19 protein-coding genes and 3 pseudogenes are annotated in these 23,435 nt (G+C 62.3%); 15 read left to right on the top strand and 7 right to left on the bottom strand.

What is annotated here, in order from left to right; all coding sequences use genetic code 11:
- The first annotated feature begins 13 nt into the window (after positions 1–13).
- From H2O14_RS07140 to H2O14_RS07110, 7 genes and pseudogenes are all read left to right on the top strand, one after another.
- Positions 14–997, top strand: a complete 984-nt coding sequence (locus H2O14_RS07140; protein WP_182827097.1) for an AraC family transcriptional regulator — start codon at positions 14–16, stop codon at positions 995–997.
- Between the two features lie 58 nt (positions 998–1,055).
- The gene (locus tag H2O14_RS07135; protein ID WP_182827096.1) at positions 1,056–2,264 is read left to right on the top strand and encodes an MFS transporter; all 1,209 of its coding nucleotides are present in this window, start codon (positions 1,056–1,058) and stop codon (positions 2,262–2,264) included.
- A gap of 187 nt (positions 2,265–2,451) precedes the next feature.
- Positions 2,452–3,375: an ArsR/SmtB family transcription factor gene (locus H2O14_RS07130; RefSeq protein ID WP_182827095.1), complete on the top strand. Its 924-nt coding sequence runs from the start codon at positions 2,452–2,454 to the stop codon at positions 3,373–3,375.
- A 103-nt stretch (positions 3,376–3,478) separates the two neighbouring features.
- Positions 3,479–4,987, top strand: coding sequence for an alpha-N-arabinofuranosidase (locus H2O14_RS07125; protein WP_182827094.1), 1,509 nt, complete (start codon positions 3,479–3,481; stop codon positions 4,985–4,987).
- Between the two features lie 46 nt (positions 4,988–5,033).
- Positions 5,034–6,308 carry an extracellular solute-binding protein gene (locus H2O14_RS07120; protein WP_182827093.1) on the top strand — a complete coding sequence of 425 codons (1,275 nt, stop codon included), beginning with the start codon at positions 5,034–5,036 and terminating at the stop codon, positions 6,306–6,308.
- A gap of 73 nt (positions 6,309–6,381) precedes the next feature.
- Positions 6,382–7,264 (top strand): annotated as a pseudogene (locus H2O14_RS07115) (carbohydrate ABC transporter permease).
- On the top strand, positions 7,261–8,103 hold the full coding sequence (locus H2O14_RS07110) for a carbohydrate ABC transporter permease (RefSeq protein ID WP_182827092.1): 843 nt from the start codon (positions 7,261–7,263) through the stop codon (positions 8,101–8,103). The pseudogene H2O14_RS07115 and the gene H2O14_RS07110 overlap by 4 nt, the downstream one beginning before the upstream one ends.
- Positions 8,104–8,157: 54 nt before the next feature.
- Here H2O14_RS07110 and H2O14_RS07105 read toward each other — a convergent pair whose 3' ends face one another.
- The gene (locus tag H2O14_RS07105) at positions 8,158–9,243 is read right to left on the bottom strand and encodes an ABC transporter ATP-binding protein (RefSeq protein ID WP_182827091.1); all 1,086 of its coding nucleotides are present in this window, start codon (positions 9,241–9,243) and stop codon (positions 8,158–8,160) included.
- Between the two features lie 212 nt (positions 9,244–9,455).
- Here H2O14_RS07105 and H2O14_RS07100 point away from each other — a divergent pair, with 212 nt between their 5' ends.
- Complete coding sequence (locus H2O14_RS07100) at positions 9,456–9,692, top strand: hypothetical protein (protein ID WP_182827090.1); 237 nt, start codon at positions 9,456–9,458, stop codon at positions 9,690–9,692.
- Positions 9,693–9,765: 73 nt separating this feature from the next.
- On the opposite strand, the gene dinB is transcribed toward H2O14_RS07100, so the two are convergent.
- From dinB to H2O14_RS07085, 3 genes and pseudogenes are all read right to left on the bottom strand, one after another.
- Positions 9,766–10,857 (bottom strand): DNA polymerase IV, encoded by a 1,092-nt coding sequence (gene dinB / locus H2O14_RS07095; RefSeq protein ID WP_182827089.1) that lies wholly within the window; start codon positions 10,855–10,857, stop codon positions 9,766–9,768.
- A gap of 25 nt (positions 10,858–10,882) precedes the next feature.
- Positions 10,883–12,957: pseudogene (locus H2O14_RS07090) on the bottom strand (ATP-dependent helicase).
- Between the two features lie 165 nt (positions 12,958–13,122).
- Positions 13,123–14,282 (bottom strand): annotated as a pseudogene (locus H2O14_RS07085) (winged helix-turn-helix domain-containing protein).
- 271 nt (positions 14,283–14,553) lie between these two features.
- Between H2O14_RS07085 and H2O14_RS07080 the strand changes: the two are divergent.
- From H2O14_RS07080 to H2O14_RS07070, 3 genes are all read left to right on the top strand, one after another.
- Complete coding sequence (locus H2O14_RS07080; RefSeq protein WP_182827088.1) at positions 14,554–14,796, top strand: hypothetical protein; 243 nt, start codon at positions 14,554–14,556, stop codon at positions 14,794–14,796.
- Positions 14,797–15,382: 586 nt separating this feature from the next.
- Positions 15,383–16,462 carry a helix-turn-helix transcriptional regulator gene (locus H2O14_RS07075; RefSeq protein ID WP_182827087.1) on the top strand — a complete coding sequence of 360 codons (1,080 nt, stop codon included), beginning with the start codon at positions 15,383–15,385 and terminating at the stop codon, positions 16,460–16,462.
- Between the two features lie 95 nt (positions 16,463–16,557).
- A complete protein-coding gene (locus H2O14_RS07070; RefSeq protein WP_182827086.1) occupies positions 16,558–16,830 on the top strand; it encodes a DUF6074 family protein in 273 nt (90 codons plus the stop codon).
- 6 nt (positions 16,831–16,836) lie between these two features.
- On the opposite strand, the gene H2O14_RS07065 is transcribed toward H2O14_RS07070, so the two are convergent.
- Positions 16,837–17,667, bottom strand: a complete 831-nt coding sequence (locus tag H2O14_RS07065) for an alpha/beta fold hydrolase (RefSeq protein WP_182827085.1) — start codon at positions 17,665–17,667, stop codon at positions 16,837–16,839.
- A 197-nt stretch (positions 17,668–17,864) separates the two neighbouring features.
- On the opposite strand from H2O14_RS07065, the gene H2O14_RS07060 reads away from it, so the two are divergent.
- Complete coding sequence (locus H2O14_RS07060) at positions 17,865–18,455, top strand: hypothetical protein (protein ID WP_182827084.1); 591 nt, start codon at positions 17,865–17,867, stop codon at positions 18,453–18,455.
- 5 nt (positions 18,456–18,460) lie between these two features.
- On the opposite strand, the gene H2O14_RS07055 is transcribed toward H2O14_RS07060, so the two are convergent.
- Positions 18,461–18,781, bottom strand: coding sequence for a DMT family transporter (locus H2O14_RS07055; RefSeq protein ID WP_182827083.1), 321 nt, complete (start codon positions 18,779–18,781; stop codon positions 18,461–18,463).
- Positions 18,782–18,888: 107 nt separating this feature from the next.
- Entirely contained in the window at positions 18,889–19,098 is a 210-nt protein-coding gene (locus H2O14_RS07050) for a hypothetical protein (RefSeq protein WP_182827082.1), read from the bottom strand.
- Positions 19,099–19,338: 240 nt separating this feature from the next.
- Between H2O14_RS07050 and H2O14_RS07045 the strand changes: the two genes are divergently transcribed.
- From H2O14_RS07045 to H2O14_RS07035, 3 genes are all read left to right on the top strand, one after another.
- Entirely contained in the window at positions 19,339–20,349 is a 1,011-nt protein-coding gene (locus H2O14_RS07045; protein WP_182827081.1) for a 2-hydroxyacid dehydrogenase, read from the top strand.
- A gap of 63 nt (positions 20,350–20,412) precedes the next feature.
- Entirely contained in the window at positions 20,413–21,168 is a 756-nt protein-coding gene (locus H2O14_RS07040) for a DeoR/GlpR family DNA-binding transcription regulator (protein ID WP_182827080.1), read from the top strand.
- Positions 21,169–21,431: 263 nt separating this feature from the next.
- Complete coding sequence (locus H2O14_RS07035; protein ID WP_182827079.1) at positions 21,432–23,228, top strand: polysaccharide pyruvyl transferase family protein; 1,797 nt, start codon at positions 21,432–21,434, stop codon at positions 23,226–23,228.
- Positions 23,229–23,435 lie beyond the last annotated feature (207 nt).

Here is a 23,435-nt window from a genome sequence, read left to right as displayed (position 1 = left end):
GTAAAATCCCTCAATGCTTGATCGTTCATCCCAGTCGCCGACGACCCATATCCCCACCGACGCGCTCAGCGAAGTTCTCCAGGACTTTCGCCTGAGCGGCGTCAATTATGGGCGCTGCGAGTTACGTCATCCCTGGAGCCTCGCTTTTCCGCAGCAACAGCTGCTTCGCTTTCACTTCGTCAGCGAAGGGCCCTGCTGGATTCATACGGACGCCTCGGGATGGCAGGCGCTGCAGAGCGGCGATCTGGTGTTGTTGCCGCAGGGCGTCGAACATCGACTGGCCAGCAATCCCGATGTGGTCGGCGATTGTCTAAAGAGCTGCCAGGTCACCAAGCTGGGCGACAATGTCTGCGAAGTGGTGAAGGAGGGGACCGGGGCGACGAGCACGCTGTTCTGCGGCTCGATGGCTCTGGGCGCGAATGCGCTCAATCCGTTGATCGCCCTGATGCCGCCGATCATCAAAGGGTGTGACGTGGCAGGCAATGATCCCATCGTCAGCCCGCTGCTCGCCGCCATGACGGTGGAGGCGTGTCAGCCCCAGATCGGCAGCGCCACGGTCTTGTCGCGCATGGCGGACGTGCTGGTGGCGCGGCTCATTCGCTGCTGGGTCAATTGCAGCGGAGCCTCGACCAGCGGCTGGCTCACCGCGATCCGCGATCCTCATATCGGCCGCGCGCTGGCCGCCATGCACCGCAATCCCGGCCATGACTGGACGCTCGAAACCCTTGCGGCCGTGGCGGGTCAGTCGCGCTCGATCTTCGCCGAACGCTTCAGCGCCATCCTGGGCGAGGGCGCGGCGCGCTATCTCGCCCGCCTCCGCATGCAGCTGGCGCGCGAATTGCTCGGCCAGAACAGGTCGGTGGCCGAAGTCGCCTCGCAACTGGGTTATGAATCCGAAGCGTCCTTCGCGCGCGCCTTCAAGCGCATCACCAGCCTATCCCCGGGCGTTGTGCGCCGCATCAATTCCGGACGAACGGACATGGAATTCGGACTTTAGATCACAGATCATCCTGGCGGACTTCGCTATGAGAGCTCCAAACCCAGGAGATAGTGCAATGACGGATACGACATCCCAGCTCGACGGCTCTGCGATCGAGCTCGATTCCAACGCCCCGCGTCCATGGAGCCCCGCGACCTGGTTCGCCGTCGTCTCGATGGCGGCCACCAGCTTTGCGCTGGTGTCGGCGGAATTTCTGCCGGCCGGCCTGTTGACGCCCATGGCGCGCGACCTCGGCGTCAGCGAAGGGACCGCCGGCCAGGTGGTCACCGCCACCGCGTCCGTCGGCGCGGTCACGGCCCTGCTGAGCAATGTCCTCATCGGCAAATTGAACCGCAAGACGGTGCTGGTCGGCCTGAGCGCCCTGGCCATCGCCTCCAATCTCCTCGCCGCGCTCGCGACGGATTTCTGGCTGTTGCTGCTGGGCCGCGCCGGGCTGGGCGTCGCGCTCAGCGGGTTCTGGGCGCTTTCGGTCGCCGTCGTGGCGAGAATGGTCGGCGCCAATGCGACCGGCCGGGGCATGGCCATCGTCACCCTCGGCGTTTCCCTCGCCACCATCGCCGCGCCGTCCATGGGCGCTCTGATCAGCGAATGGATCGGCTGGCGCGCCGCCACCGCCATGACGGCGGGTCTCGCGGTGGTCGCCATGCTGCTTCAGATCCTCAGTCTGCCGTCTCTGCCCGCAAGCGCCAGCAACAGCCTGTCCGACGTCTTCCGGCTGACGAAGCGGCGCACGGTGCAATTGGGCATGCTCGCCATCCTCCTGCTGATGACGGGACATTTCGCCGGCTCGGTCTATGTGCGGCCGTTCCTCGAACAGGTCACGCTGCTCGGCGCCGGGTCGATCGCCGTGGCGCTGTTCGGCTTCGGCATCGCCGCCGTGGTCGGCAACGTCGTCGGCGGTCGTCTGGCGGACGCCGATATCCGCATGGCGCTCACCGTCACCGCCGGGTTGATGATGTTCGCCACGCTCGCGCTCGTCCTCTGGGGCGTCAACAGCGCCGTCGCCTTCGCGCTGGTGACGCTGTGGGGTCTCGCATTCGGCATGGCGCCGGTGGTGCTGCCCACCAACCTGTCGCGGGGCGCGTCGGATTCGCTGGAATCGGCCGGCAGCCTGATGGTGGTGTCGTTCCAAGTCGCCATCAGCATCGGCGCGGTCGTCGGCGGTTATCTGGTCGATGGTTACGGCCCGTCCGCGCCCCTGACGCTGACCGCCGTGCTGGCGTCGGCGACCATCGTCCTGGCGATGACGCAGCCCCGCAGCTGACGCCCAGCATCGGCGCGCGAGAGCGGTTTCATCTCCGGCGAAGAGGTGATGGCGATGGCCTTTCCGGGACCGAAGACCTCTTTCGTCCCGGGCCGGGAGCCCGGCGCGGCCGCTCCGCGGGCTCCGTCGAACCGGTTGCATACATATCGTAAATTCTGATATGGAGCACTGGAAGACAGGGGACGATATGACTGGCAAGGTATTGGTGATCGATCCGATCGAACGGCAGGACCTCATCAAGGGTCTCGCCAGCGATGTTCGCGTCATGATGTTGAAGCTTCTCCGGTCGAGCGGGCCGAAGAACGTCAACGAGATCGCCGAAGAGCTCAAGCTGCCGCAGTCAACCGCGTCGATCAATCTGAAGATTCTCGAGGATTGCGGGTTGATCTACACGGAGGGGCAGCGGGCGAAGAAGGGGAGCCAGAAGCTCTGCTATTCGGCGTTTCAGGAAATACTGATCTCGTTTTCCGAACCCGTCGCCGATCCCCGGGCGGATGCGATCGAAGTCTCCATGCCGCTGGGACTCTACACGCAGTTCGAAGTTTCGGCTCCCTGCGGGATGTGCTCCAAGGACGGCGTCATCGGTCTCCTGGATGTTCCGGATACGTTTCTCGATCCTGACCGCATGAAGGCCGTTCTCTTGTGGTTCAACAAGGGCTACGTCGAATATCAGTTTCCAAACAATACCTTGTTGAAAAAGGCCAAGCCCAGGGCGATCGAATTCTCGATGGAATTGAGTTCCGAGGTCCCGGGAACGTCGGAAAACTGGCCGTCGGACATCTTCCTCCAGGTCAACGGCGTCGAGATCGGGACCTGGACCTCGCCGGGCGATTACGGCGACAAGCGGGGCGCCTTCACCCCGGACTGGTGGAAGCTCGCAGGCTCGCAATACGGCAAGCTGAAGAACTGGCGCATCAACGGCCAGGGCAGTTTCGTCGACGGCGTGAAGATATCCAACGTCACCCTGGATGCGCTCGATCTGGACAAGCATCGGTCCATCCGCATGCGCGTCGGCGTCAAGGACGACGCCGAGCATCCGGGCGGGATCAACATATTCGGCAGCGGCTTCGGCAATTACGGCCAGGACATCATCCTCCGCATCCAGGTGTGAAAAGCCATAGTTTCACTTGACGGCGCCCGCCATTTTGGCTTCATATACCAAAGATTCGGATACGAACCGAAATTATTGATATTGAATCTGGGAGGAGAGGACTTTGGAGGCTCGCGTCACCGCGCATGCGCGCTATACAATCGCAGATATCGACAAGCGGCTCTACGGTTCCTTTCTGGAGCATCTGGGGAGGGCGGTCTACACCGGCATCTACGAACCCGGCCATCCCGAGGCTCTTCCCAATGGCATGCGCAAGGATGTCATCGATCTCGTGCGCGAACTCGATACGCCGATCTGCCGCTATCCGGGCGGCAACTTCGTCTCCGCCTATAACTGGGAGGACGGCATAGGCCCGAAGGAGAGCCGTCCGACGCGGCTCGACCTCGCCTGGCGCACCTCCGAATCCAACCAGGTTGGCATTCACGAATTCGCCGAATGGGCGGAAGCCGCCGGCGTCGACATGATGCTTGCGGTCAATCTCGGCTCGCGCGGCCTGGACGCCGCGCGGAATTTCGTCGAATATGTCAACCATCCCGGCGGCAGCCAGTGGTCGGACCTTCGCCGCAAGAACGGCCGCGCCGATCCCTGGGACGTGAAGCTCTGGTGCCTCGGCAACGAGATGGACGGCCCCTGGCAGGTCGGCCACAAGAGCGCGGCCGAATATGGCCATCTCGCCAACGAGACCGCCAAGGCCATCCGCGCCTTCGACGACAAGCTCGAACTCGTCGTCTGCGGTTCATCCCATTCCGACATGGCGACCTATCCGCAATGGGAGGCGACGGTGCTGGATGCGACCTATGATCAGGTCGACTACATCTCGCTGCACATGTATTTTGAAAATTACGAAAAGAAGACCGCGGAATTCCTGGCCCTGCCGGAGAAGCTCGACCGCTATATCGGCACGATCAGCGGCGTGATCGATTTCGTGAAGGGGAGCAAGCGCTCCAAGCGCGACGTCAAGATTTCCTTCGACGAGTGGAACGTCTGGTACCACGAGCGGAAGAACGACGCCAAGCGCATGCGCGAATGGGACTGGCCGCATGCGCCGGTGCTGCTCGAGGACATCTACAATTTCGAGGACGTGCTGCAGGTCGGCTGCATCATCAACACCTTCATCCGGCGCTCCGACGTCGTGCGGGTGGCCTGCATCGCCCAGTTGGTCAACGTCATCGCGCCGATCATGACCGAGCCGGGCGGCGCCGCGTGGCGCCAGACGATCTTCCATCCGTTCCATCTGGCCTCGCGCCATGGACGCGGCACGGCGCTGCGTCTCGATGTCGACTGCGCGAGCTATGCCTCGAATGTCGCCGACGCGGTGTCCTATCTCGACATCGCCGGCGTTCACGACGGCGATGCGGGCACTCTGACTTTCTTCGCCGTCAACCGGAACGGCGTCGAGCCTGCCAACATCAAGCTCGGCATCGAGCGCTTCGGCCCCGTCAAGGGCGTCGAGCATATCCTGATCAAGCACGACGATCTCGAAGCGCGCAACACCAAGGAGAATCCCGACAACGTTTCGCCGCGGAAGACAACGGACGCCGTCGTGGAGGGCGACGGGATCAGCCTGACCGTTCCGCCGTATTCCTACTCGATGATCAGGGTTCACCTTTAAAATCAATCGGTGGCGGCGATGCCGCCTGTCTAGGGAGGAGAATGACATGCCGAATTGGTTCAAACTTTCGAAAGCGATGCTCATCGCCGGCGGTCTGATGACCACAGCCGCCCATGCGGAGGAAACGATCACCTGGTGGGACTTCTTCGGCGGCGGCGACGGCGTCCGGATGAAGCAGATGGTCGCGGACTTCAACGAGGCCCACAAGGGCAAGATCAAGATCGACGCGACGACGCTGGAATGGGGCACACCCTTCTATTCCAAGGTGCAGACATCCGCCGCGGTCGGGGAGGCCCCCGATATCATGACCTATCACGCCAGCCGCATCCCGCTCGCGGTGAAGCAGGGCATCCTGCAGGAAATCACCGCCGACGACTGGAAGACCATGGGCCTCGCACAGTCCGACTACGCCCCGGCGACCTGGGAGGCGATCGGCAGCGACGGCAAGCAATATGCCGTGCCGCTCGATACCCACCCGATCGTGCTCTATTACAACAAGGACCTGCTCAAGAAAGCCGGCATGCTGGACGACAACGGCAAGCCGAAGGGAATGGGTTCGCGGGAGAACTTCACCGCCACGCTCAAGGCTCTGAAGGACGCCGGCGTCAAGTTCCCGCTCGGCTCCGTCACGGCCGACGGCAACTTCATGTTCCGCACCATCTATTCGCTGGTGGGTCAGCAGGATGGCGAACTCATGACCGACGGCGAGTTCCTGGCCGGGGACAACGCCAAGAAGCTTGAAAACGCGCTGGCGGTCCTGTCGGACTGGACCAAGGAAGGGCTTCAGTCGACCTATACCGACTATCCCGCCACCGTCGCGCTCTTCACCTCGGGCGAGGCGGCGATGATGATCAACGGCGTCTGGGAAGTGCCGACCATGACGGATCTCCAGAAGAACGGCAAACTGTTCGAATGGGGCGCGGTCGAACTCCCCGTCATCTTCGATCATCCCTCGACCTATGCCGATAGCCACGCCTTTGCGATCCCCGCCAACAAGGGCAAGGAGATGAACCCCGAAAAGCGGGCTGCGGTGCTGGAGGTCATGAGCTGGATGTCGAAGAACTCGTTGTTCTGGGCGACGGCCGGTCATATTCCCGCATATGGTCCCGTGACCAATTCCGCCGAATACAAGGCGATGGAGCCCAACAGCACCTATTCGTCGCTCACCTCCCATATGATCTTCGATCCCAGGACGCCGCTCGCCGGCATCGCGGGACCGATCTTCGACGTCATGTCGAACTTCTTCGTGCCGACGCTCAACGGGGAAATGGAGCCCGCCAAGGCGGTGGAAGAGATCAAGGCCGGTCTGGCCGACCTCTGACAGAACACGGCCCCGGCGAGCTCATGGCTCGCCGGGGCCATCCTCGTCTGAAATCAAGGGAAGAGCGGGGATGATGCTCAGAAATCGACGCAAAGAGACCCTTTTCGCCTTGGCGCTCGTCGCGCCTTTCGTCGCGATTTACGGCCTGGTGTTCATTTATCCGACCATCAAGCTGTTCATGATCAGCTTTACGGATGCGCCCCTGATCGGCGACGGCGCCTATGTCGGCCTCGAGAATTACGCGCGTCTTCCATCCGATCGTCGGTTCGGCACCGCGGTGTGGAATACGGCCTATTTCGTCCTGATCACCGTCATACCCGGAACGCTCGTCGCCTTTGCGATCGCGCTCGGCGTTAACCGGCTCGCCGGCCGGCTTCAAGCCGCCATCCTGGCTCTGTTTTTCCTGCCCTACATTCTGCCGGTGTCGGTGGTCTATCTCCTCTGGGACTGGACCCTGAACTTCCAGTTCGGCATCGCCATGTATGTGTTCGACCTTCTGGGCATCCCGCGCATTCCGGTGTTCAAATCGACGGCCTGGTTCATGCCGGCCGTCGGCGTGATCACGATCTGGTGGACCGCGGGCTTCTCCATCCTGCTGTTCCTGGCGGGCCTGCGCGCGATTCCGGCTGAAATCTATGAAGCGGCCGCGCTGGACAATGCCGGTCTCTGGTCGACCTTTCGCCGCATCACCTGGCCGCTGATGTGGCCGATCACCGCGCTGGTCCTGACCATTCAGCTGATCTCGCAGCTCAAGATTTTCGATCAGGTCTATCTGTTCTCCACGGGCGGCCGTCCCAACGACAACGTGGTCCTCGTCTACTACGTCTTCCAGCGATCGTTTCAATCGGATCAGGGGAAGGGCGGCCGCAGTCGCGGTGGTGCTGTTCGTCCTCGTGATCGTCGTTTCGGTGCTGAATTTCCAATTGACGCGCCTGTCGGGAGGGCGGGATCGATGAATGTGACCACTGCGCGCCGCATCAATCTGATCGGCCTGATCATCACGCTGCTGACCGTGTTCTGCGCCGTCATCTGGGCTTTTCCGATGTATTGGGGCGTCGTCTCCTCGCTGAAGCCGGAGGACGAAGTCGTCAGGCCATATATCGAGCTCTGGCCGGAGACCTTCACGGTGTCGCACTATTGGTTTGCGCTGACCCAGACCGAAATCGGACGCTGGTACGTCAATTCCATCGTCACGGCCGCGGCCGTCACCGTGCTGACGGTGAGCTCGTCGCTGTTTTGCGGCTACGCCATTTCCCAGCTGAAGTTTCCGTTCCGCAATCTTCTCTGGTGGCTCATCCTGGTGAGCTTCATGGTGCCGATGCAGACCCTGATCATCAACCATTTCGAACTGGTGGCGGATCTGGGCCTGATCAACACCTGGGCCGGCATCGTCCTGCCGCAGCTCATCCACCCGGTCATCATCATCGTCTACAAGCAGTTCTTCGACGGCGTGCCGAAGGAATTTCGCGAGGCCGCCGTCATGGACAACGCCTCGGAATGGCGGATCCTCACCCGCGTCTATATCCCCATGAACTGGGGCGTCACGACCGCGCTGTCGATCGTCTGCTTCATCTGGTCGTGGAACTCGTTCCTATGGCCGTTCCTCGCGGTGACCAAGACGGATATGATGACGATCACGGTGGGCATAACCCAGGTCAACGACGCTTTCGGCGTCTATTACGCCAGACAGCTCACCGCGGCGGTGCTGGCGGGCTTGCCGGTCGCCCTGGCCTATCTCGTCTTCCAGCGGCGCGTCACGGAAGCCATCACCCTGTCGGCCGGCATCAAGGGCTAGCCGATGTCGTCTCGGACTGTGCGGACCCCGTCGAAACGGGGCCGCGCCTTTGTCTCAGGCCGCCTGATAGGATCGTCCGTCGGCGTCGAACAGATGAATGGCGGACGTGTCCAGCGCCACGCGAACGCGATCGCCGGGCCGCACCTGGGAGCGTCCGCTATCCTGGGCGATGAACGGCGACCCGTCCTCGAGCGTGCAATAGGCCAGCGTGCGCTCGCCGAGCTGCTCGACGACATCGACCTTCGCTTCGGTCGAGGGCCGGGCGGGATCATCCTCGCCCGTGACGATCCGTACGGATTCGGGCCGGATGCCGAGATCGAACTTGCCCGGGGCCGGAACCGGCGCTTCGATCTCCAGCTCGAAGCCGTTCGGAAACCGGATGGGCGTGCGGCCGCTGCGGACGACATCGACAGAGAGGAAATTCATCCCCGGGCTTCCGATGAAGCCGGCGACGAAGCGCGACGCGGGCTTGAGATAGACCTCCATCGGTGTGCCGATCTGTTCGATCTTGCACTGATTGAGCACCACGATCCGGTCGGCGAGCGTCATGGCTTCCGTCTGATCATGGGTGACGTAGATCATGGTGGACCTCAGGCGCTGGTGCAGCTGGGCGAGTTCGACCCGGGTCCGCACCCGCAACGCCGCATCGAGGTTCGACAGCGGCTCGTCGAACAGGAACGCTTTCGGCTCCTTGACGATGGCACGGCCGATCGCCACGCGCTGTCTCTGGCCGCCGGACAATTGTGCGGGCTTTCGGGAGAGCAAATGCTCCATTTCGAGCATGCGCGCGGCCGTCGTCACGCGCGTCTCGATCTCGGTCTTGTCCACCCCGATGTTTTCGAGGCCGAATGCCATGTTGTCCCGGACGCTCATATGCGGATAGAGGGCGTAATTCTGGAACACCATGGCGATGTTGCGCTGGCCGGGAGGCAGGGTGTCGCTGCGGACGCCGCCGATGGTCAGGGCGCCGGAATCTATCGTTTCGAGGCCGGCGATCATCCGCAGGAGCGTGGATTTCCCCGATCCGGAAGGGCCGAGGAACACGACCAATTCTCCGGCGTTCACCGTAAGCGATATGTCTCGGATCACCGAGACCGAGCCGAAGCTCTTCGATATGTTTTCCAAGCGTATTTCGGCCATGCACTCCTCCACGAGTTCGCATCATTTTTCCCGATATGTATCGCAAGTCAAGATATAGATCGGTTCATTTCAGCGTTTCGGGCCCCTCGGCCCATGTCGGTCATGCTTTCGCCGTCGACGGCGCGTCAATTGGCGCCTCGTTCAGCCTGGCGGCTTCGCATAGGCGCCGCCGTCTTATGGCTCGCTATCGATCTATCGAGGAGTTTGAACCCATGCAGAAAAACGAAACCGATCCGTTCGGCGTGGCGGCTGGGGCGAGGAAGCTGGCGATCGATACGGTGCTGAAGGCGCTGATCGAGCATGCCGCCAGGAATGACCCGACGATCAAAGACCGGATCGTCGCTGACATCGATGTCTATCTCGAGGCGCTTCCAGAGTCTGAGCTGGAAGAGCAATTCGCCAAATGGACCCGGGCTTACATCGCCGCTCTCGTCCAGCCTGGAAATTGACCTCGGGTCGTGGAGCGGCTCGAAGAGCGTCCCACGGCGCGCCGGTTGCCCGTCACCTGTTTGCCCGTTTTCGCTACAAGCCCGCGAAATCCAGCTGCGCCTGCGTCGGTTGGCTTTTCTCGCCCAGATTCGAAAGAGTAACCCCCAACAATCGCACCGGTTTGCGAAACGGAAACGCCGTCTCGATCAATTGTCTGGCGATCTGCTCGATGTCTTGGTGGTCGGAGAGCGGTCGTTCGATCGTCCGGCTGCGGGTGATCTGCTGAAAGTCGGAAAACTTGATCTTCACCATCACGGTCTTGGCGCTGATCCCGTGTTTCTGGCAGTAGCTCCAGACCTTGGCGACGAGCGGAGCGATCTCGCTCTGCGCGTCATACAGGGCAACGAGATCTTCTGCAAAAGTGTCCTCCGCGCCGACCGACTTCCGCTCCCGATCCGGCTTGACCTGCCGGTTGTCGACGCCGCGAGCGATGCCGTAGAAATAGGGGCCGGATTTGCCGAAATGCGCCGCCAGGAATTCCAGCGACTTCGCCTTGAGATCGGCTCCGGTTTCGATGCCGAGCCGATGCATCTTCTCGGCCGTGGCGGGGCCGACGCCATGGAACTTGCTGACGGCGAGGCTCTCGACGAAGGCGGGGCCGTTCTTGGGCGTGATCACCGCCTGGCCATTGGGCTTGTTGAGGTCCGACGCCATTTTGGCGAGAAACTTGTTGTAGGAGATGCCGGCCGAGGCGTTGAGGCCTGTCGCGGCCTTGATGCGCGCGCGGATCTCTTCGGCGATCTCGGTGGCGATCGGCATGGACTTGAGGTTGTCGGTGACGTCGAGATAGGCCTCGTCGAGCGACAGCGGCTCGATGAGAGGCGTATAATCGGCGAAGATCTCGCGGATCTGCTGCGACACGGCGCGGTAGACCTCGAAGCGCGGCTTGACGAAGATGATATCAGGGCATTTCCGCGCCGCCGTGACCGACGGCATGGCCGAGCGGACGCCGAAGGCGCGGGCCTCGTAGCTCGCGGCCGCCACCACGCCGCGGGCTGCCGCCCCGCCGACCGCGACGGGCTTGCCGCGCAGCTCCGGATTGTCGCGCTGCTCCACCGATGCATAGAAAGCGTCCATGTCGACATGGATGATCTTGCGCAGGGGCGGCGGCGACAGATCCGTCATGGCGCGGGCTCCCCGGTCTCGTCTCTCAGGTCCACATCGAGCGCATGCGCGCGCCGACATCGATGCGGATCTGTTTGGCGCTGCGCTCGCTGGCGGCGGCGCTCACCTTCGGCCAGGCGGTGGTCTCGAAGAACTGCAGAAGAGTCGCCGGTATGAAGCGGGTGCGCGCGGCATAGACATGCCGGTCGCCCTGGGCGTTCTGGCCGTGGGTGAAGAAGCGCTGCGGCGTGACCAGATGCAGGCTGTCGCGGGCGCGCGTCATGCCGACATAGAGCAGGCGGCGTTCTTCTTCGAGTTCCGCCGTCGTGCCCGTTCCGAGATCGGAGGGAATGCAGCCGTCGACGACATTCAGCATGAAGACCGAGCGCCATTCCTGTCCCTTGGCGGAATGGATGGTCGAGAGGATCAGATAGTCTTCGTCAAGCAGCGGCACGCCCGCCTGGTCGCTGGTGGCGTCCGGCGGATCGAGCGTCAGCTCAGTCAGGAAGCGCTCGCGATTGGCGTAGCCTGACGCGATCTGCTCGAGCTGAAGAAGATCGGCTTTGCGCGTGTCGGCGTCCTCATGGATGCGATCGAGATGCGGCTCATACCAGGTGCGCGCCAGCCCGATCTCGGCGGGCCAGCCCGCTTCGGACTTTCTGAGGGCGGAGACCAGCGTGGTGAAGCTCGGCCAGTCCTCGCCGCTCTTGGGCGGGGAGGCAGCTCCATCAAGGACAGCAGCGGCTCGGGATCGGCGGCGATCGTGTCGAGAATGCGGGCCGCCGTCTGCGGTCCGATACCCGGCAACATCTGCAGGAGACGAAAGCCCGCGACGCGATCGCGCGGGTTCTGGGCGAAGCGCAGCACCGCCAGCATGTCCTTGACATGGGCGCTGTCGAGAAACTTCAGCCCGCCGAACTTGACGAAGGGGATGTTGCGGCGGGTGAGCTCCACTTCGAGCGGGCCGCTATGGTTGGAGGCCCGGAACAGCACGGCCTGCTGCTTGAGCGGCACGCCGACCTCACGATTGGCCAGCACCTGCTCGACGATATAGCCGGCCTGATCCGTCTCGTCCTTCACCGTCACCAAAACAGGGCGTTGTTCTGACGCCCGGTCCGTCCAGAGGTTCTTGGTGAATCGTTCTCGGGCGAGATCGATGACGCCATTGGCGGCGGCGAGGATGGGGGCGGTGGAGCGATAGTTGCGATCAAGCGTGATGACGTCTGCTGGCTTGGGCGAGAAGGCGTCGGGAAAGTCGAGGATGTTGCGGATGGTGGCGGCGCGGAAGGAATAGATCGACTGGGCGTCGTCGCCGACCACGGTCAGGCCGCGTCCGCCCGGCTTCAGCGCCATCAGGATCGAGGACTGCAGGCGATTGGTGTCCTGATACTCATCCACCAGCACATGATCGAAACGGCCGCCGACATCCTCGGCAATATCAGGATCGGAGACCATCTGCGCCCAGTAGAGCAGGAGGTCATCATAATCGAGCACGTTCTGCGCCTGCTTGGCCTCGACGTAAGCAGCAAAGAGCTGCTTGAGTTCGTTTTCCCATTCGAGCACCCAGGGGTAGGCCGTCTTCAGCACCTCACCGAGGCTGCTGCTCTCTGAATTGACCACCCGGGAATAGATCGCCAGGCACGTTCCCTTGGTCGGAAAGCGGTTCTGTGTCTTGGAGAAGCCGAGATCATGACGCACGATGTTCATCAGATCGGCGCTGTCTTCGCGATCATGAATGGTGAAATCGACATTGAGCCCGATCTGCTCGGCATAGATCCTGAGTAACCGCGCGCCGATGCCGTGGAAGGTGCCGGACCAGGCGAGCGCGTCGGTCATGATGGCGGCGTTGTCGCCCAGCACCTGACGACAGATCCGCTCGACGCGACGGGCCATCTCAGAGGCCGCGCGACGCGAAAAGGTCATCAGCAGAATGCGGCGAGGATCTGCGCCATTCACGATGAGATGGGCGACCCGATGCGCCAACGTGTTGGTCTTGCCGGAACCGGCCCCGGCGATGATCAGCAGCGGTCCGCCGATCCCTGCATCGGCCAAGCCCACGCCATGCTCGACGGCCTCACGCTGGCGATCATTCAGTTTCTCGAGATGGCAGCAGTCATTGATCCCCACGCAGGCTTTCCGGACCCGGCAGGATGATTCTCACCACCGGAACGAAAATAGAACATAGCAAGGTTGATCGGGTGTGTGAACCGGGCTCGCGCGGGCGCCGGTCAATTTGCCGAAGGCGGAAGGTCGCAACGCCGTGCGCGCACTCCGAGAGCCGCGTGATTATGGTGCGAACTGAAATTGCTCGAACCTTCCGAGCGCCGCCTCGACAGCCGACCGTTCTTCCGGACTTTCGTCGCCGAAGCGCGTCCATTTATTGATCAGCAGCGTCTTGGTTTTCCGCTCCGCCTTGATGTCGATGGCTGCAACGATACGCCCGTCATAGAGGACCGGAAGCGCGAAATACCCCAAAACCCGTTTTTCGGCAGGCACATAGGCCTCGAATCGATGCGCGTAGCCGAAGAAGAGTTCGAGACGTTTGCGTTGGATGACCAAGGGATCGAAGGGGATAGGACATGCGCCTCCGGCTCCCGCCGCACGAAGCGCTTCTCCAAGACTTCGGGCGCAGCCCAATGTTCTGTCCGATCGCCCTTGAGGATTACGGGCGTAAGCGCGCCCGCGGCGACGCGCTCTTCGATCAGCGCCCGTATGGCTGGCTTGCGCCCCGCATCGAGATGACACACGGAGTCGAGGCTGATGATGCCTTGCGCCCGCAGCGCCCGCTCCAGCACATAGACATCGACCTCGCCGGCTGAGGCCGGTTCGGGCGATTGCGTCCATCCGAAATGTCTGGCGGTCAAGTCGTAGGTTTTCAGCATGCCCGAGCGCGCGCATACCGTCAGGGAGCCGTCGAAAAAGGCTTTGGACAACACCTTCCGGCTCGGCTTGCGGCTGGCCCAGGCGTGATCCTTCTCGACGAGGACATCATCCTCGATGTCGCGGATGGAGATCGGTCCCTCGCGATCGATGCGTTCGAGCAGACGGTTCGTATCGTCTTCCAGCACCGTGGGATAGTGCAGATGCGGCGACGCCTTGCGCGCAAGCATCGCCGGCATGAAGAAGCGATAGTCTTCGCTGGCGATATAGGCGAGGGCATGCGCCCAATATTCGAAAACGCCCCTGGTTTTCGACTGAGCCTTGTGAAGATCGCTGCGGCTATAGGACGGCAGCCGTGTGAAGAGAATATGGTGATGGCAACGCTCCACGACGTTGATCGTGTCGATCTGAACGTAACCGAGGTGACGGACCAGGTCGGTCACCGCCTTCGGCCCCTTGCCTGAAACGATGCGTCGTCCGAACCCCTGTGCGTCGAGCCAGATCCGACGCGCGCGATGACGCGAAATCTCCTTCGGTTCGACGCTCCCGACTTTGACGTTTCTCATGCTCTCAGCACCGATTTCTTTTCAAGCGAAACTCTCTGCGGCGGCCCGACATGCCCCAGAACCAGCCGATGTCGATTGGCGCTGAGAGAATCAAGATCAGGAACAGAGTGAGAACGTAACGGTTTTTAAGATCGATGTGAATTGTCGGCAATCGGAAGCGATTGGAAATCCCGGATGGTTTCTCTGCTTGACTCCTAAAACAAACAAGAACAAAATAGGAACATAATCCGCAGTGCGGAACCCAATCCTATCTCGTGAAAGGAGACGTCCCATGGCGACATCGGCGGTCGAACAATTGCGTCTTGATCTCGGCGCTATCGCCCCGGAAGAGGCGGATCAGGCGGAGGTGGACATCATCGCCAGCGTGCTCGATTTCTACCAGGGCGACTATCGCAAGGCGATCGAGGAACTGCTACTCGACGCCGACTTCCTGCGCGATCAGCTCTACACCGCCTCCTGCCTCATCAGCCACGGCATCGGCCGGGGATGGAGGCCGCGTTATGAACGGCTGTGAGGCGCGACATGCGGCACGCGCGCTCCATTCTGCTGATATCCGAAAGTTCCGGCGACGAGCGCGTTCCGGACGCAGAGGAGTCGCCTCCGGCGACTTTTCTATCCCTGCGCCAATGGCAGCGGTTGGGAGGCCTCTGCTCCCGCTGCGCCCATGAAGCTTGGCTCGACCGATATGATCTACAACGCCGCTTCGGCGCGGTCCTGTTGGTTGACCTGCAGCCGTTGCTCCGCTGCACCCGCTGCCAGAGCAAGGGTGACAACCGTTTCATCATCGGCGCGATGGCGAGGGATTGAGGCGCATGCGCCATCGCCTCGGTCGGGACCGCGATCTTAAAAGGAACGATTTCGATCTCCTCCAGCACTTCATGGGCTTTGCGCCGGCTGGCGATCCGCGCCCGCGGGATTTGCCTTTACTTCGGCGAGCCCCGGACTTCATTCGCAGCAGAAAGCAGCCTAGCCGGATTATATCGGCAATATCTCAAGTGTTTCCGATTGCTTTGTTGTTCATGGCTTATCTTGAGACCCGGTTTCGGATAGGATTTTTATACGAATAGTCATTTTGATTGTGATGCGGGCGCCCCCGAACGATGTTGCTGCAAACGATTGACCAGTTCTACGAAGCGGCATTGCTGCCGGAACTCTGGCCCATGGCCTGTGAGGCGCTCGCCCGCGAGGTCGATGCGACCACCGCGACGATTTTCGCCATCGACGAGCAGGGCGGGCATCGCTTCGTCTGCACGCCGAACATCCGTGAAGGCATTCTCAGGTTCTCGTCGGATCCGCGGCGGTTGGACAATCCGCGTCCGGCGCGCGCGTTGGAGCGCTTTCCCTTCACCTTCACGCGGGAACTGGATCTTTTGACCGAGGACGAGCTCGAGAGCGACGTCGTTCTCACCGAATTCATACGCCCGGCGGGTATGAACTGGTCGGCGGGCTGCGCGTTCCAGGAGCCGACCGGACATATGATCATGTTCGATCTCCTTCGCCGCACGGGCATGGACCACTATAGCGACGCCGAGATCGCTCACTTGAATGCGTTGAAGCCCGATCTGGCGCGCTCGGTGTTCCTCGCGTCCCGCCTGGCTTTCTCCGAGGCCCGGGCCATGGCGACGACGCTCTCCTCGCTCGGGCTCGCGGCCGTGGTGCTGGGCGCCGGCCTGAATGTCCTGGCCATGAACGAGGAGGCCGAGGCGCTGGCGCCGCGGATCTCGGCCGGGCCCTTCGATCGGCTGATCCTGGAGAGCAAGGCGACGGCGGCGCTGGTCAAGACCGCCTTTTCGGCCTTGACGTCTTTCACCAACGGCGCCGTCCAATCCTTCCCGATGATCTCGCCCGAAGGGTTGGAGCCGCTCATCCTGCATCTCCTGCCGGTGCGGCGGTCGGCCCATGACGTCTTCGGCCGCGGCTTGGCGCTGCTGGTGGTGACGTCGCCGGGGAAAAGGACCGCGCCGGATATGCGCGTGCTGTCCGGCCTCTTCGATCTGACTCCTGCCGAAGGCAAGGTGGCGCGCGAATTGGCGCGGGGAAATTCCCTCGAAGAGATAGCCACCGCGCACAATGTCTCCGTCGAAACAGTCCGCACCCATGTCAAGAATATCTTCGCCAAGACGGGCTCCAACCGGCAACCGGAACTCGTCGCCTTGTTGCTGGGTCTTTCTGCGCCGTGATCCGGGCGGGTTCGGGCGATGATCCGTTCCGAAACAATCCAGACCTCTCGCGGTCATTAACCGGACATTAGGCATGTTCGGCTATACCGGGCCGCATGAGTGCTTCATCGTGTCAGATCGTCGCGTTTCCCGCCGCAGCCCGCGCCTCCGAGGTTCAGGAGGCGGCGTTGGTCATCAAGCGTCTTTCCACGGGCGAGGCGGAGGCGTGGTGGAAGAGCCGCGCCCGCCGCATGGCCGCCGAATTGCGCGCCGCGGGCGTCGATGAAGAAGAAGTCTCCCACGAGGTCGCCGATTTCCAGAGCGCGGTGTTCTTCACGCTCACCCGTCTTTATGAAAACGACAGCCAGAGCGCCCAGGCGCCGCAATAACAGTCCCTACGACGTTTCTTTCACCCGTTCCAGCCAGGCCCTGATGGCGTCGAGCGCTTCCGGCTCGTCGAGGAAGGGGATATGGGCGCGATCGGCTGTCTCGGCATAGATCATGTCTGGACGCCGCGCCTGCATGGCCTCGGTCGCCTCGCGGCTCAAGAGATCGGAATTCTCGGCGCGGATCAGCGCGATCGGCAGGTCCTTTAGCGCATCGAACAGCGGCCAGAGATCGACCGACGTGCCGGACACCGCCGTCTCGAAACTCTGGCGCAGTTCGGGATCATAGGTCAGATCGACGCCCGTCTCCGTCTGGACGAAATGCCGCTCCGCTTCCTCGCGCCAGCGCGACGTCGGCACGTTGAAAAAGCCGGGATTGGCCAGCGGCAGCGCGGCGGCGATGTCGTCGAGCGTTTTCGCCTGCGGTCTGACGCCGAGATAGCCGACGATGCGGTCGAGCCCCGCCTGTTCCAAAACTGGCCCGACATCGTTCATGCACAGGCCCGAAAGCCGATGCTTGGCGGTGGCGGCGAGGAACATGCCGATCAGCCCGCCGCGCGAACTGCCGATCACCGCCGCTTTGTCGAGGCCGAGATGATCGAGAAGCGCCAACGCATCCGCCGCCTCGCGCGGCACGGTGTAGGTGGCGTGCCCCGTCCAGTCCGAACCGCCCCGTCCACGGCTGTCGAGACGAATCAGCCTGACGCCCTCGAGATGCGGCGCGAGATAATCGAAATCGCGGCCGTCGCGCGTCAGTCCGGCGAGCGCCAGCACGGGCAAGCCCTGTCCCTCGTCGCGATAGGCGAGTTTCGCGCCGTCCTCGGCATGGAAATGGGTCATGGGGTCTCATCCTTTCCGGGCTTCTCGCAAGCGGCGAGCCGCTCTTGAGGTCGAGTTAACCCGTTCTCGCGCCATGCTTCAACGCGCAAACCGCCGCCGGCGTGATTTTCCGGGCCATTGTCTTTTTGGTTGGCCGGAACGGAACTTCGCTTTCGCCCGCGCATTTATGATCTTTCGCGCCAATAGAGGCAGGGCGGATGCAACTCGTATTACGGCATTTGACAGCCGGCGTGCTCGCCTCGTCCGAACTCCTCTTGCTGCAAACCATCTTCGACGACATTTCCGGCGAAGCCTGGTTCCCTCGTGACGCGAAAACGCGGCGTGATTTCGCAGCCTATATCCTCCATCAGTATCGCCGGGGCCTGGTGGCGCCGGATCGATTGGCCGCGTTCGCCGCCCTGGCGGCGCGTCGAAAATTCGCCAACGCCTTGCCTCTGTCCGGCGCGCTCATCCTGCTGGTCGAGGACGACTATTACGTCGCAGCGGAAGCGGAGGCGCAGCTGCGCGACGGCGGCGCCGAAGTGCTCGGTCCATCCGCGTCTGTGGCTTTCGCCCTTGCGCTTCTGGAGCGCCGTCCGGCGCCCTCCGCAGCGCTTCTCGATGTCAGGCTGGAGGCGGAGACCGTCTTCCCGCTCGCTGCGGCGCTGGCCGATCGCGGCATTCCCTATGTCTTCATGACCGGCCACGGCCTCGCCGAGATACCGCCGCCCGAAAGGCGGCGGCCGGTCTTTCACAAGCCGGCCTGCTGGAGCGCGGTGATCTCGGCGCTGTCGGCCTATACGCCCTGACGGGGTCAGGCCTCGGCCGACAGTTTCATCAGCACGATGCCGCCGAGGATCATCAGCGCCGCGCAGGCTCGCATCGGCGTCAGCGCATCGCCGAGCAGCAGCACCCCGACGCCAAAGGCGCCGACCGCGCCGATGCCGGTCCAGATCGCATAAGCCGGCCCGAGCGGCAGGCTGCGCAGCGACAGCGCTAGAAGCCCGAGGCTGGCGGCGAGCGCGACCACGGTGATCAGCGTCGGCAGGGGCCGCGTGAAACCGTCCGATTGTTTGAGGAAATAAGCCCAGACCACTTCGAGAAGTCCGGCGGTGATGAGATAGAGCCAAGCCATGACGGCCTCCTTCTGTATCGGGCCGTCCCGTCTGTCATCATCGAGCGAGGTCGTCCTCGCGCATTCCATATAGCGTTCTGGGCCTGATTTGAAAAGAGCGCCGGGCCTCAACGCATCTTCGAAAAACGCCGTTTCGCCTCGTCCTCGGCCGCCTTGTAGAAGGCGTCTTCGGGGCCTGAGCCGTCGCCGCGCAACGCGAACAGCATTTTCAGCAGCTCCCGTTCGGTCACCGCATTGCGGTTGAACCAGCTTTCGCGCGTCAGGCTTTCATAGGCGCGCAGGATCGGTTTGGCCTGGCAGGCGGGCAAGGGTTTCATGGCGTTTCGTCTTCCAACGACCTGCGCCGGCGGAAGTCTCTGTTGCATCGGGGGAGCTGGACCTCGGTACTCGGCAGGGAGCACCCGCCTTTGCCTTCGCCGTCCGCGCGGATTTATAGCACGATCCTGTCATGTCAATCATTCATATTGCGTCGGGATGCGGGTGAGCGGCGAGTTCGGTGGACCGACGCCGCGCGCCATGCCATCGTCGCGGCGATCAAGATAGGGGAGTGTGACGGCATGCAGGTGACGGTGTTCAGCGCAAAGCCATACGACCGGCATTTTCTCGATCGCGGCGCGGCCCAGGGCCTGTCGCTGCGCTACACCGAGGCGCATCTGTCTCTGGAGACGGCGGGTCTCGCCGATGGCTCCGGCGCCGTCTGCGCCTTCGTCAACGACGATCTCTCCGCCCCGGTGCTGGCCCGGCTCGATGCGCTTGGCGTGCGGCTGGTGGCGCTGCGCTGCGCGGGCTTCAACAATGTCGATCTCGCCGCAGCCCGTGAATACGGGCTGACGGTGGCGCGCGTGCCGGCCTATTCGCCGCATGCGGTCGCCGAGCATACGATGGCGATCATCCTCGGCCTCAACCGCAAGATTCACCGTGCCTATAACCGGGTGCGCGAGGGCAATTTCGCCCTCGACGGTTTGCTCGGCTTCGATCTCCACGGCAAGACGGTGGGCGTGGTCGGCACCGGCAAGATCGGCGAGGTGCTGACGCGCATTCTCTCGGGCTTCGGCTGCCGTCTCCTCGGCTTGGACCCCACGCCCAATCCCGTCTGCGAGGCGTTGGGCATGGTCTATGCGCCTTTGGAGGAGGTGTTTCGCCAATCCGACATTCTCAGCCTCAATTGCCCGTTGACGCCGGAGACACGTCATATGATCCGCGAAGACACCCTGCCGCTTCTCAAGCCGGGCGTGATGCTGATCAACACCGGCCGCGGCGGCGTCATCGACACCCGCGCCGTGATCGAGGGGTTGAAATCCGGCCGCATCGGCGCGCTCGGCCTCGACGTCTATGAGGAAGAGGCGGATCTGTTCTTCGAGGATCTGTCGAGCCAGGTGCTGCGCGACGACGTCTTCGCCCGCCTCCTGACGTTTCCCAATGTGCTGATCACAGGCCACCAGGCCTTCTTCACCCACGAGGCGCTCGACAATATCGCCGAGACGACGCTGGGCAATATCATCGCGTTCCGCGATACGGGCGCTGCGACCCACAGCGTTTCCGTGGAGCGTCTGGCGGGCCATGGCTGAGACTTTCGCCTGCGAACTCCTCATGCCATAAGGCTCTCGCAATGATAGACCGGGGAATGGCGGATGATGACGACGGAGCGCAAGGCGGTGCTCATCGAAAGGCTGAAGGCCGAGGGACGCATCGTGGCCAAGGCTTTCGCCGAGGAATTCCAGCTGTCCGAAGACACGATCCGCCGCGACCTGCGCGAACTCGCCGCCGAAGGGTTGTTGCGCCGCGTCCATGGCGGCGCTTTGCCTGTTGCCCCAGATCTGCCGGATCTCGGCGCCCGTCGGGCAATTGCGGCGGATGTGAAGATGCGGCTCGCCAGAAAGGCGGCCGAACTCATACAACCCGGTCAACTGATCTTCCTCGACGGCGGCAGCACCAACGCCGCGCTCGCCCGCGCGCTGCCGAAGAGCTGCGCCTTCACGGTTGCGACCCACAGCCCCACCATCGCCGCCGAACTGGAAGATCATCCCACCGCCGACGTAGTCCTGATCGGCGGCCGGCTCTACAAACATTCCATGGTGGCGACCGGCGCGCTCGCCGCCGAGCAGATCGATGCGCTCCGGCCCGACCTGTTCTTCCTCGGCGTCACCGGCCTGCATCCGCGCCACGGCCTGACCACGGGCGATGCGGAGGAAGCGGCGATCAAGCGCCGCATCGCCGGCCAATCGGCGGAAACCTGGACGCTGCTGACATCGGCCAAGCTCGACGCCGTCTCGCCCTGGCGGGTGCTGCCGCTAGAGTCGCTGACGGGCGCTCTTGTCGGCGCCGAAGACGCCGCGCCGGATCTCTCGGACTATCGCGCCCACGGGCTCAAGATCGAGATTGTGTGATCATGAGGATGTGTGGCGCGCCAATCCACCGCGCAATCGTCGTGTTTGTGGGCGCGTGACGAAGAACTTTTCCAAGGCGACTGCCGCCGCCTTGCGGCTTTCGATGATTTTACCTTAGTAGAGGCATGGTTTCGCCGGCGTCCTCTTGCACGGGCCGCAATCGGAACTGATGACAAAAGCCAACTCGTCATGAGCGCCGACACGGCTCTCGTCGCGGCGTCTGCGCGGCGGATATGATGGATGCGAATGGAGTAGCGGGTTACATGCACTTTATCCTGATTGCGAACTCTGAGATCAGCATCGAAGCCTTGCCCGTCACGGAAAACGAACCCACCATCATTGTTCAATTCAACAAATGCCGGAATGACAGCCTGATATCAGGTCTGAATGTCGAACGCTGGTATGTGTTCAACACCCCTCTGTATGGACTTCCTCACGGCTTCAGCGATGTCGACGAAGCGCCCTGCGACGTGTCGGGCGGCAAGGTGTATTTCGCCGTCAGAGATCTCCACGAGAATAAGCTAGTCGAGCAAATCCAATCGAGATTCGGCGGCGAGATGCTGTGCTTCTCGGAGAAGCTCGGCGCTTACGATCTGAGAAAGCTCGGCTTTGCGCCGTCGATCGGCTATCAGATCGCCATGTACGCCTCGATGCTCGGGGGCAGAGTGACGCTTGTGGGGTTCTCCGGCGATTTCAGCGACGGAGGCTGGATCGGACACAATTTCGATCTCGAGCAGATGCTGCTCAAGAAGCAATCTTCGATTTCCTTTTTGGGCGGCGAATTGCAGCCGAACCTCTCCATGACGACCGCTTTCGAGAGAGTTTTCGGCGAAGCCTATGATTTTACCGCGCCGGCGCCGCGCCAGATGCTCGACATCGCCAAGGGCTTCTGGCGCGCCGGAGAACACAAACTGGCCAAGCGCTTCATTGAAAACGCTCAGTACAGAAATCCGAGCCTGTCACGCGTTCTGGACGAAATGGCTGCGCTCGACGAGCTGGATCGGCAGGAACATCTTTTCCCCCACTCGGTCATCAAGCAATATTGGCGCGACGGCAAAGGCGTCCGCAAGGATCAGCCACGCTTCGATTTCTCAGGTTCGACGTATGAATATTCGCTGATCCGCGAAGGACGCGGCCGCGTCTTGCTCATGAACAATACGGAACGTCTGGACATCAACAAGCATCATGTCGGATGCAAATTGGTGATGTCCCAGATCCGCTCGCATCTGGAACAGCGCGGGCTGCAGGTGGTCGGTTGGGTCAATGACCTCGACGACGGTTTCAACGCCATTCTCGATGTCGATCCTCAATTGGATGGCGTGGACGCCATCGTCGTCAATGGCGAAGGGACTTTCCACAACAACGCGCCCCGCGCCGTCAGCCTTTTGCTGCTTTGCGAGCGGATCAAGGCGGATTTTCATAAGAAACTGATCTTCCTGAACGGCGTCTGGCAGGAAAACAACGCCTTTGTCACAGCCGCGCTCGAGAAGTTCGACATCATCTCGGTTCGAGACCGTCGAAGCCAAACAGAGTTGCGCCGGAAAACCGACGTTGTCTACAATCCGGATATGACCTGGTCCCTGTCCTCCGGGGCGCCGCAGGAGCCGCAAAAGGATCTGGCGTTCATCGACAGCATTTATCAAAATCTTGGCGACAGGTTGATGCAGGTCGCGGTCGACCATGGCAAAGACTACTGGATCATGGGCGGCTATTACAAAAATGTCTACGCGATGCTGAAGGCCTCCCGGCGGTTGCCGCTGGTGGCGACGGACGGAAACGAGTTCGCAGCCTATCAAGCCGTCATCACCGGGCGCTATCATGGCGCATGTCTCGCTCTGCTGGCGGGCTGCTCGGTATTGTACACGCCGAGCAACAGCCACAAGACGGAGGCCATGTTCGACGAGATCGGTCTCCAGGGCAAGGAATTCACCTTCGGTTCGCCGATCGAGATCGAGCCCTATACACAAAAGGAACGCGATCGGGTGACGGCCTTCCGGTTGAACGCGTCCGCTTCGATTGGAAAAACCTTCGATGATGTCGCCGCCTGCGTGGTGAGCTAGCCCGGGTCCGCGCGCTTGCGCTGAACGCTTGAAGCGAGCCCTGCAAACGCTCATGCCGCCGCTGTTGGCGTAGGGCCTTGCAACGATCAACGGCGCCCGGCTTCGGCGAGCCCGGCGACGGGGAAACATGCAACGCCCGCAGGCTTGCCCCGCTGGACATCGACACTATCTGCGCCCACGTCGGGGGCCCCGACGCCTTGACGCGGA

The organism is Rhizobium sp. G21 (assembly GCF_014158035.1).
Lineage (GTDB): Bacteria > Pseudomonadota > Alphaproteobacteria > Rhizobiales > Rhizobiaceae > Rhizobium_E.
This window is presented reverse-complemented; position numbering and strand designations above follow the sequence as displayed.

Coding starts and splice junctions, on each gene's coding strand:
- H2O14_RS07140 (WP_182827097.1), top strand. CDS start 14: ATGCTTGATCGTTCATCCCAGTCGCCGACGACCCATATCCCCACCGAC.
- H2O14_RS07135 (WP_182827096.1), top strand. CDS start 1,056: ATGACGGATACGACATCCCAGCTCGACGGCTCTGCGATCGAGCTCGAT.
- H2O14_RS07130 (WP_182827095.1), top strand. CDS start 2,452: ATGACTGGCAAGGTATTGGTGATCGATCCGATCGAACGGCAGGACCTC.
- H2O14_RS07120 (WP_182827093.1), top strand. CDS start 5,034: ATGCCGAATTGGTTCAAACTTTCGAAAGCGATGCTCATCGCCGGCGGT.
- H2O14_RS07110 (WP_182827092.1), top strand. CDS start 7,261: ATGAATGTGACCACTGCGCGCCGCATCAATCTGATCGGCCTGATCATC.
- H2O14_RS07105 (WP_182827091.1), bottom strand. CDS start 9,243: ATGGCCGAAATACGCTTGGAAAACATATCGAAGAGCTTCGGCTCGGTC.
- H2O14_RS07100 (WP_182827090.1), top strand. CDS start 9,456: ATGCAGAAAAACGAAACCGATCCGTTCGGCGTGGCGGCTGGGGCGAGG.
- dinB (WP_182827089.1), bottom strand. CDS start 10,857: ATGACGGATCTGTCGCCGCCGCCCCTGCGCAAGATCATCCATGTCGAC.
- H2O14_RS07080 (WP_182827088.1), top strand. CDS start 14,554: ATGGCGACATCGGCGGTCGAACAATTGCGTCTTGATCTCGGCGCTATC.
- H2O14_RS07075 (WP_182827087.1), top strand. CDS start 15,383: ATGTTGCTGCAAACGATTGACCAGTTCTACGAAGCGGCATTGCTGCCG.
- H2O14_RS07070 (WP_182827086.1), top strand. CDS start 16,558: ATGAGTGCTTCATCGTGTCAGATCGTCGCGTTTCCCGCCGCAGCCCGC.
- H2O14_RS07065 (WP_182827085.1), bottom strand. CDS start 17,667: ATGACCCATTTCCATGCCGAGGACGGCGCGAAACTCGCCTATCGCGAC.
- H2O14_RS07060 (WP_182827084.1), top strand. CDS start 17,865: ATGCAACTCGTATTACGGCATTTGACAGCCGGCGTGCTCGCCTCGTCC.
- H2O14_RS07055 (WP_182827083.1), bottom strand. CDS start 18,781: ATGGCTTGGCTCTATCTCATCACCGCCGGACTTCTCGAAGTGGTCTGG.
- H2O14_RS07050 (WP_182827082.1), bottom strand. CDS start 19,098: ATGAAACCCTTGCCCGCCTGCCAGGCCAAACCGATCCTGCGCGCCTAT.
- H2O14_RS07045 (WP_182827081.1), top strand. CDS start 19,339: ATGCAGGTGACGGTGTTCAGCGCAAAGCCATACGACCGGCATTTTCTC.
- H2O14_RS07040 (WP_182827080.1), top strand. CDS start 20,413: ATGATGACGACGGAGCGCAAGGCGGTGCTCATCGAAAGGCTGAAGGCC.
- H2O14_RS07035 (WP_182827079.1), top strand. CDS start 21,432: ATGCACTTTATCCTGATTGCGAACTCTGAGATCAGCATCGAAGCCTTG.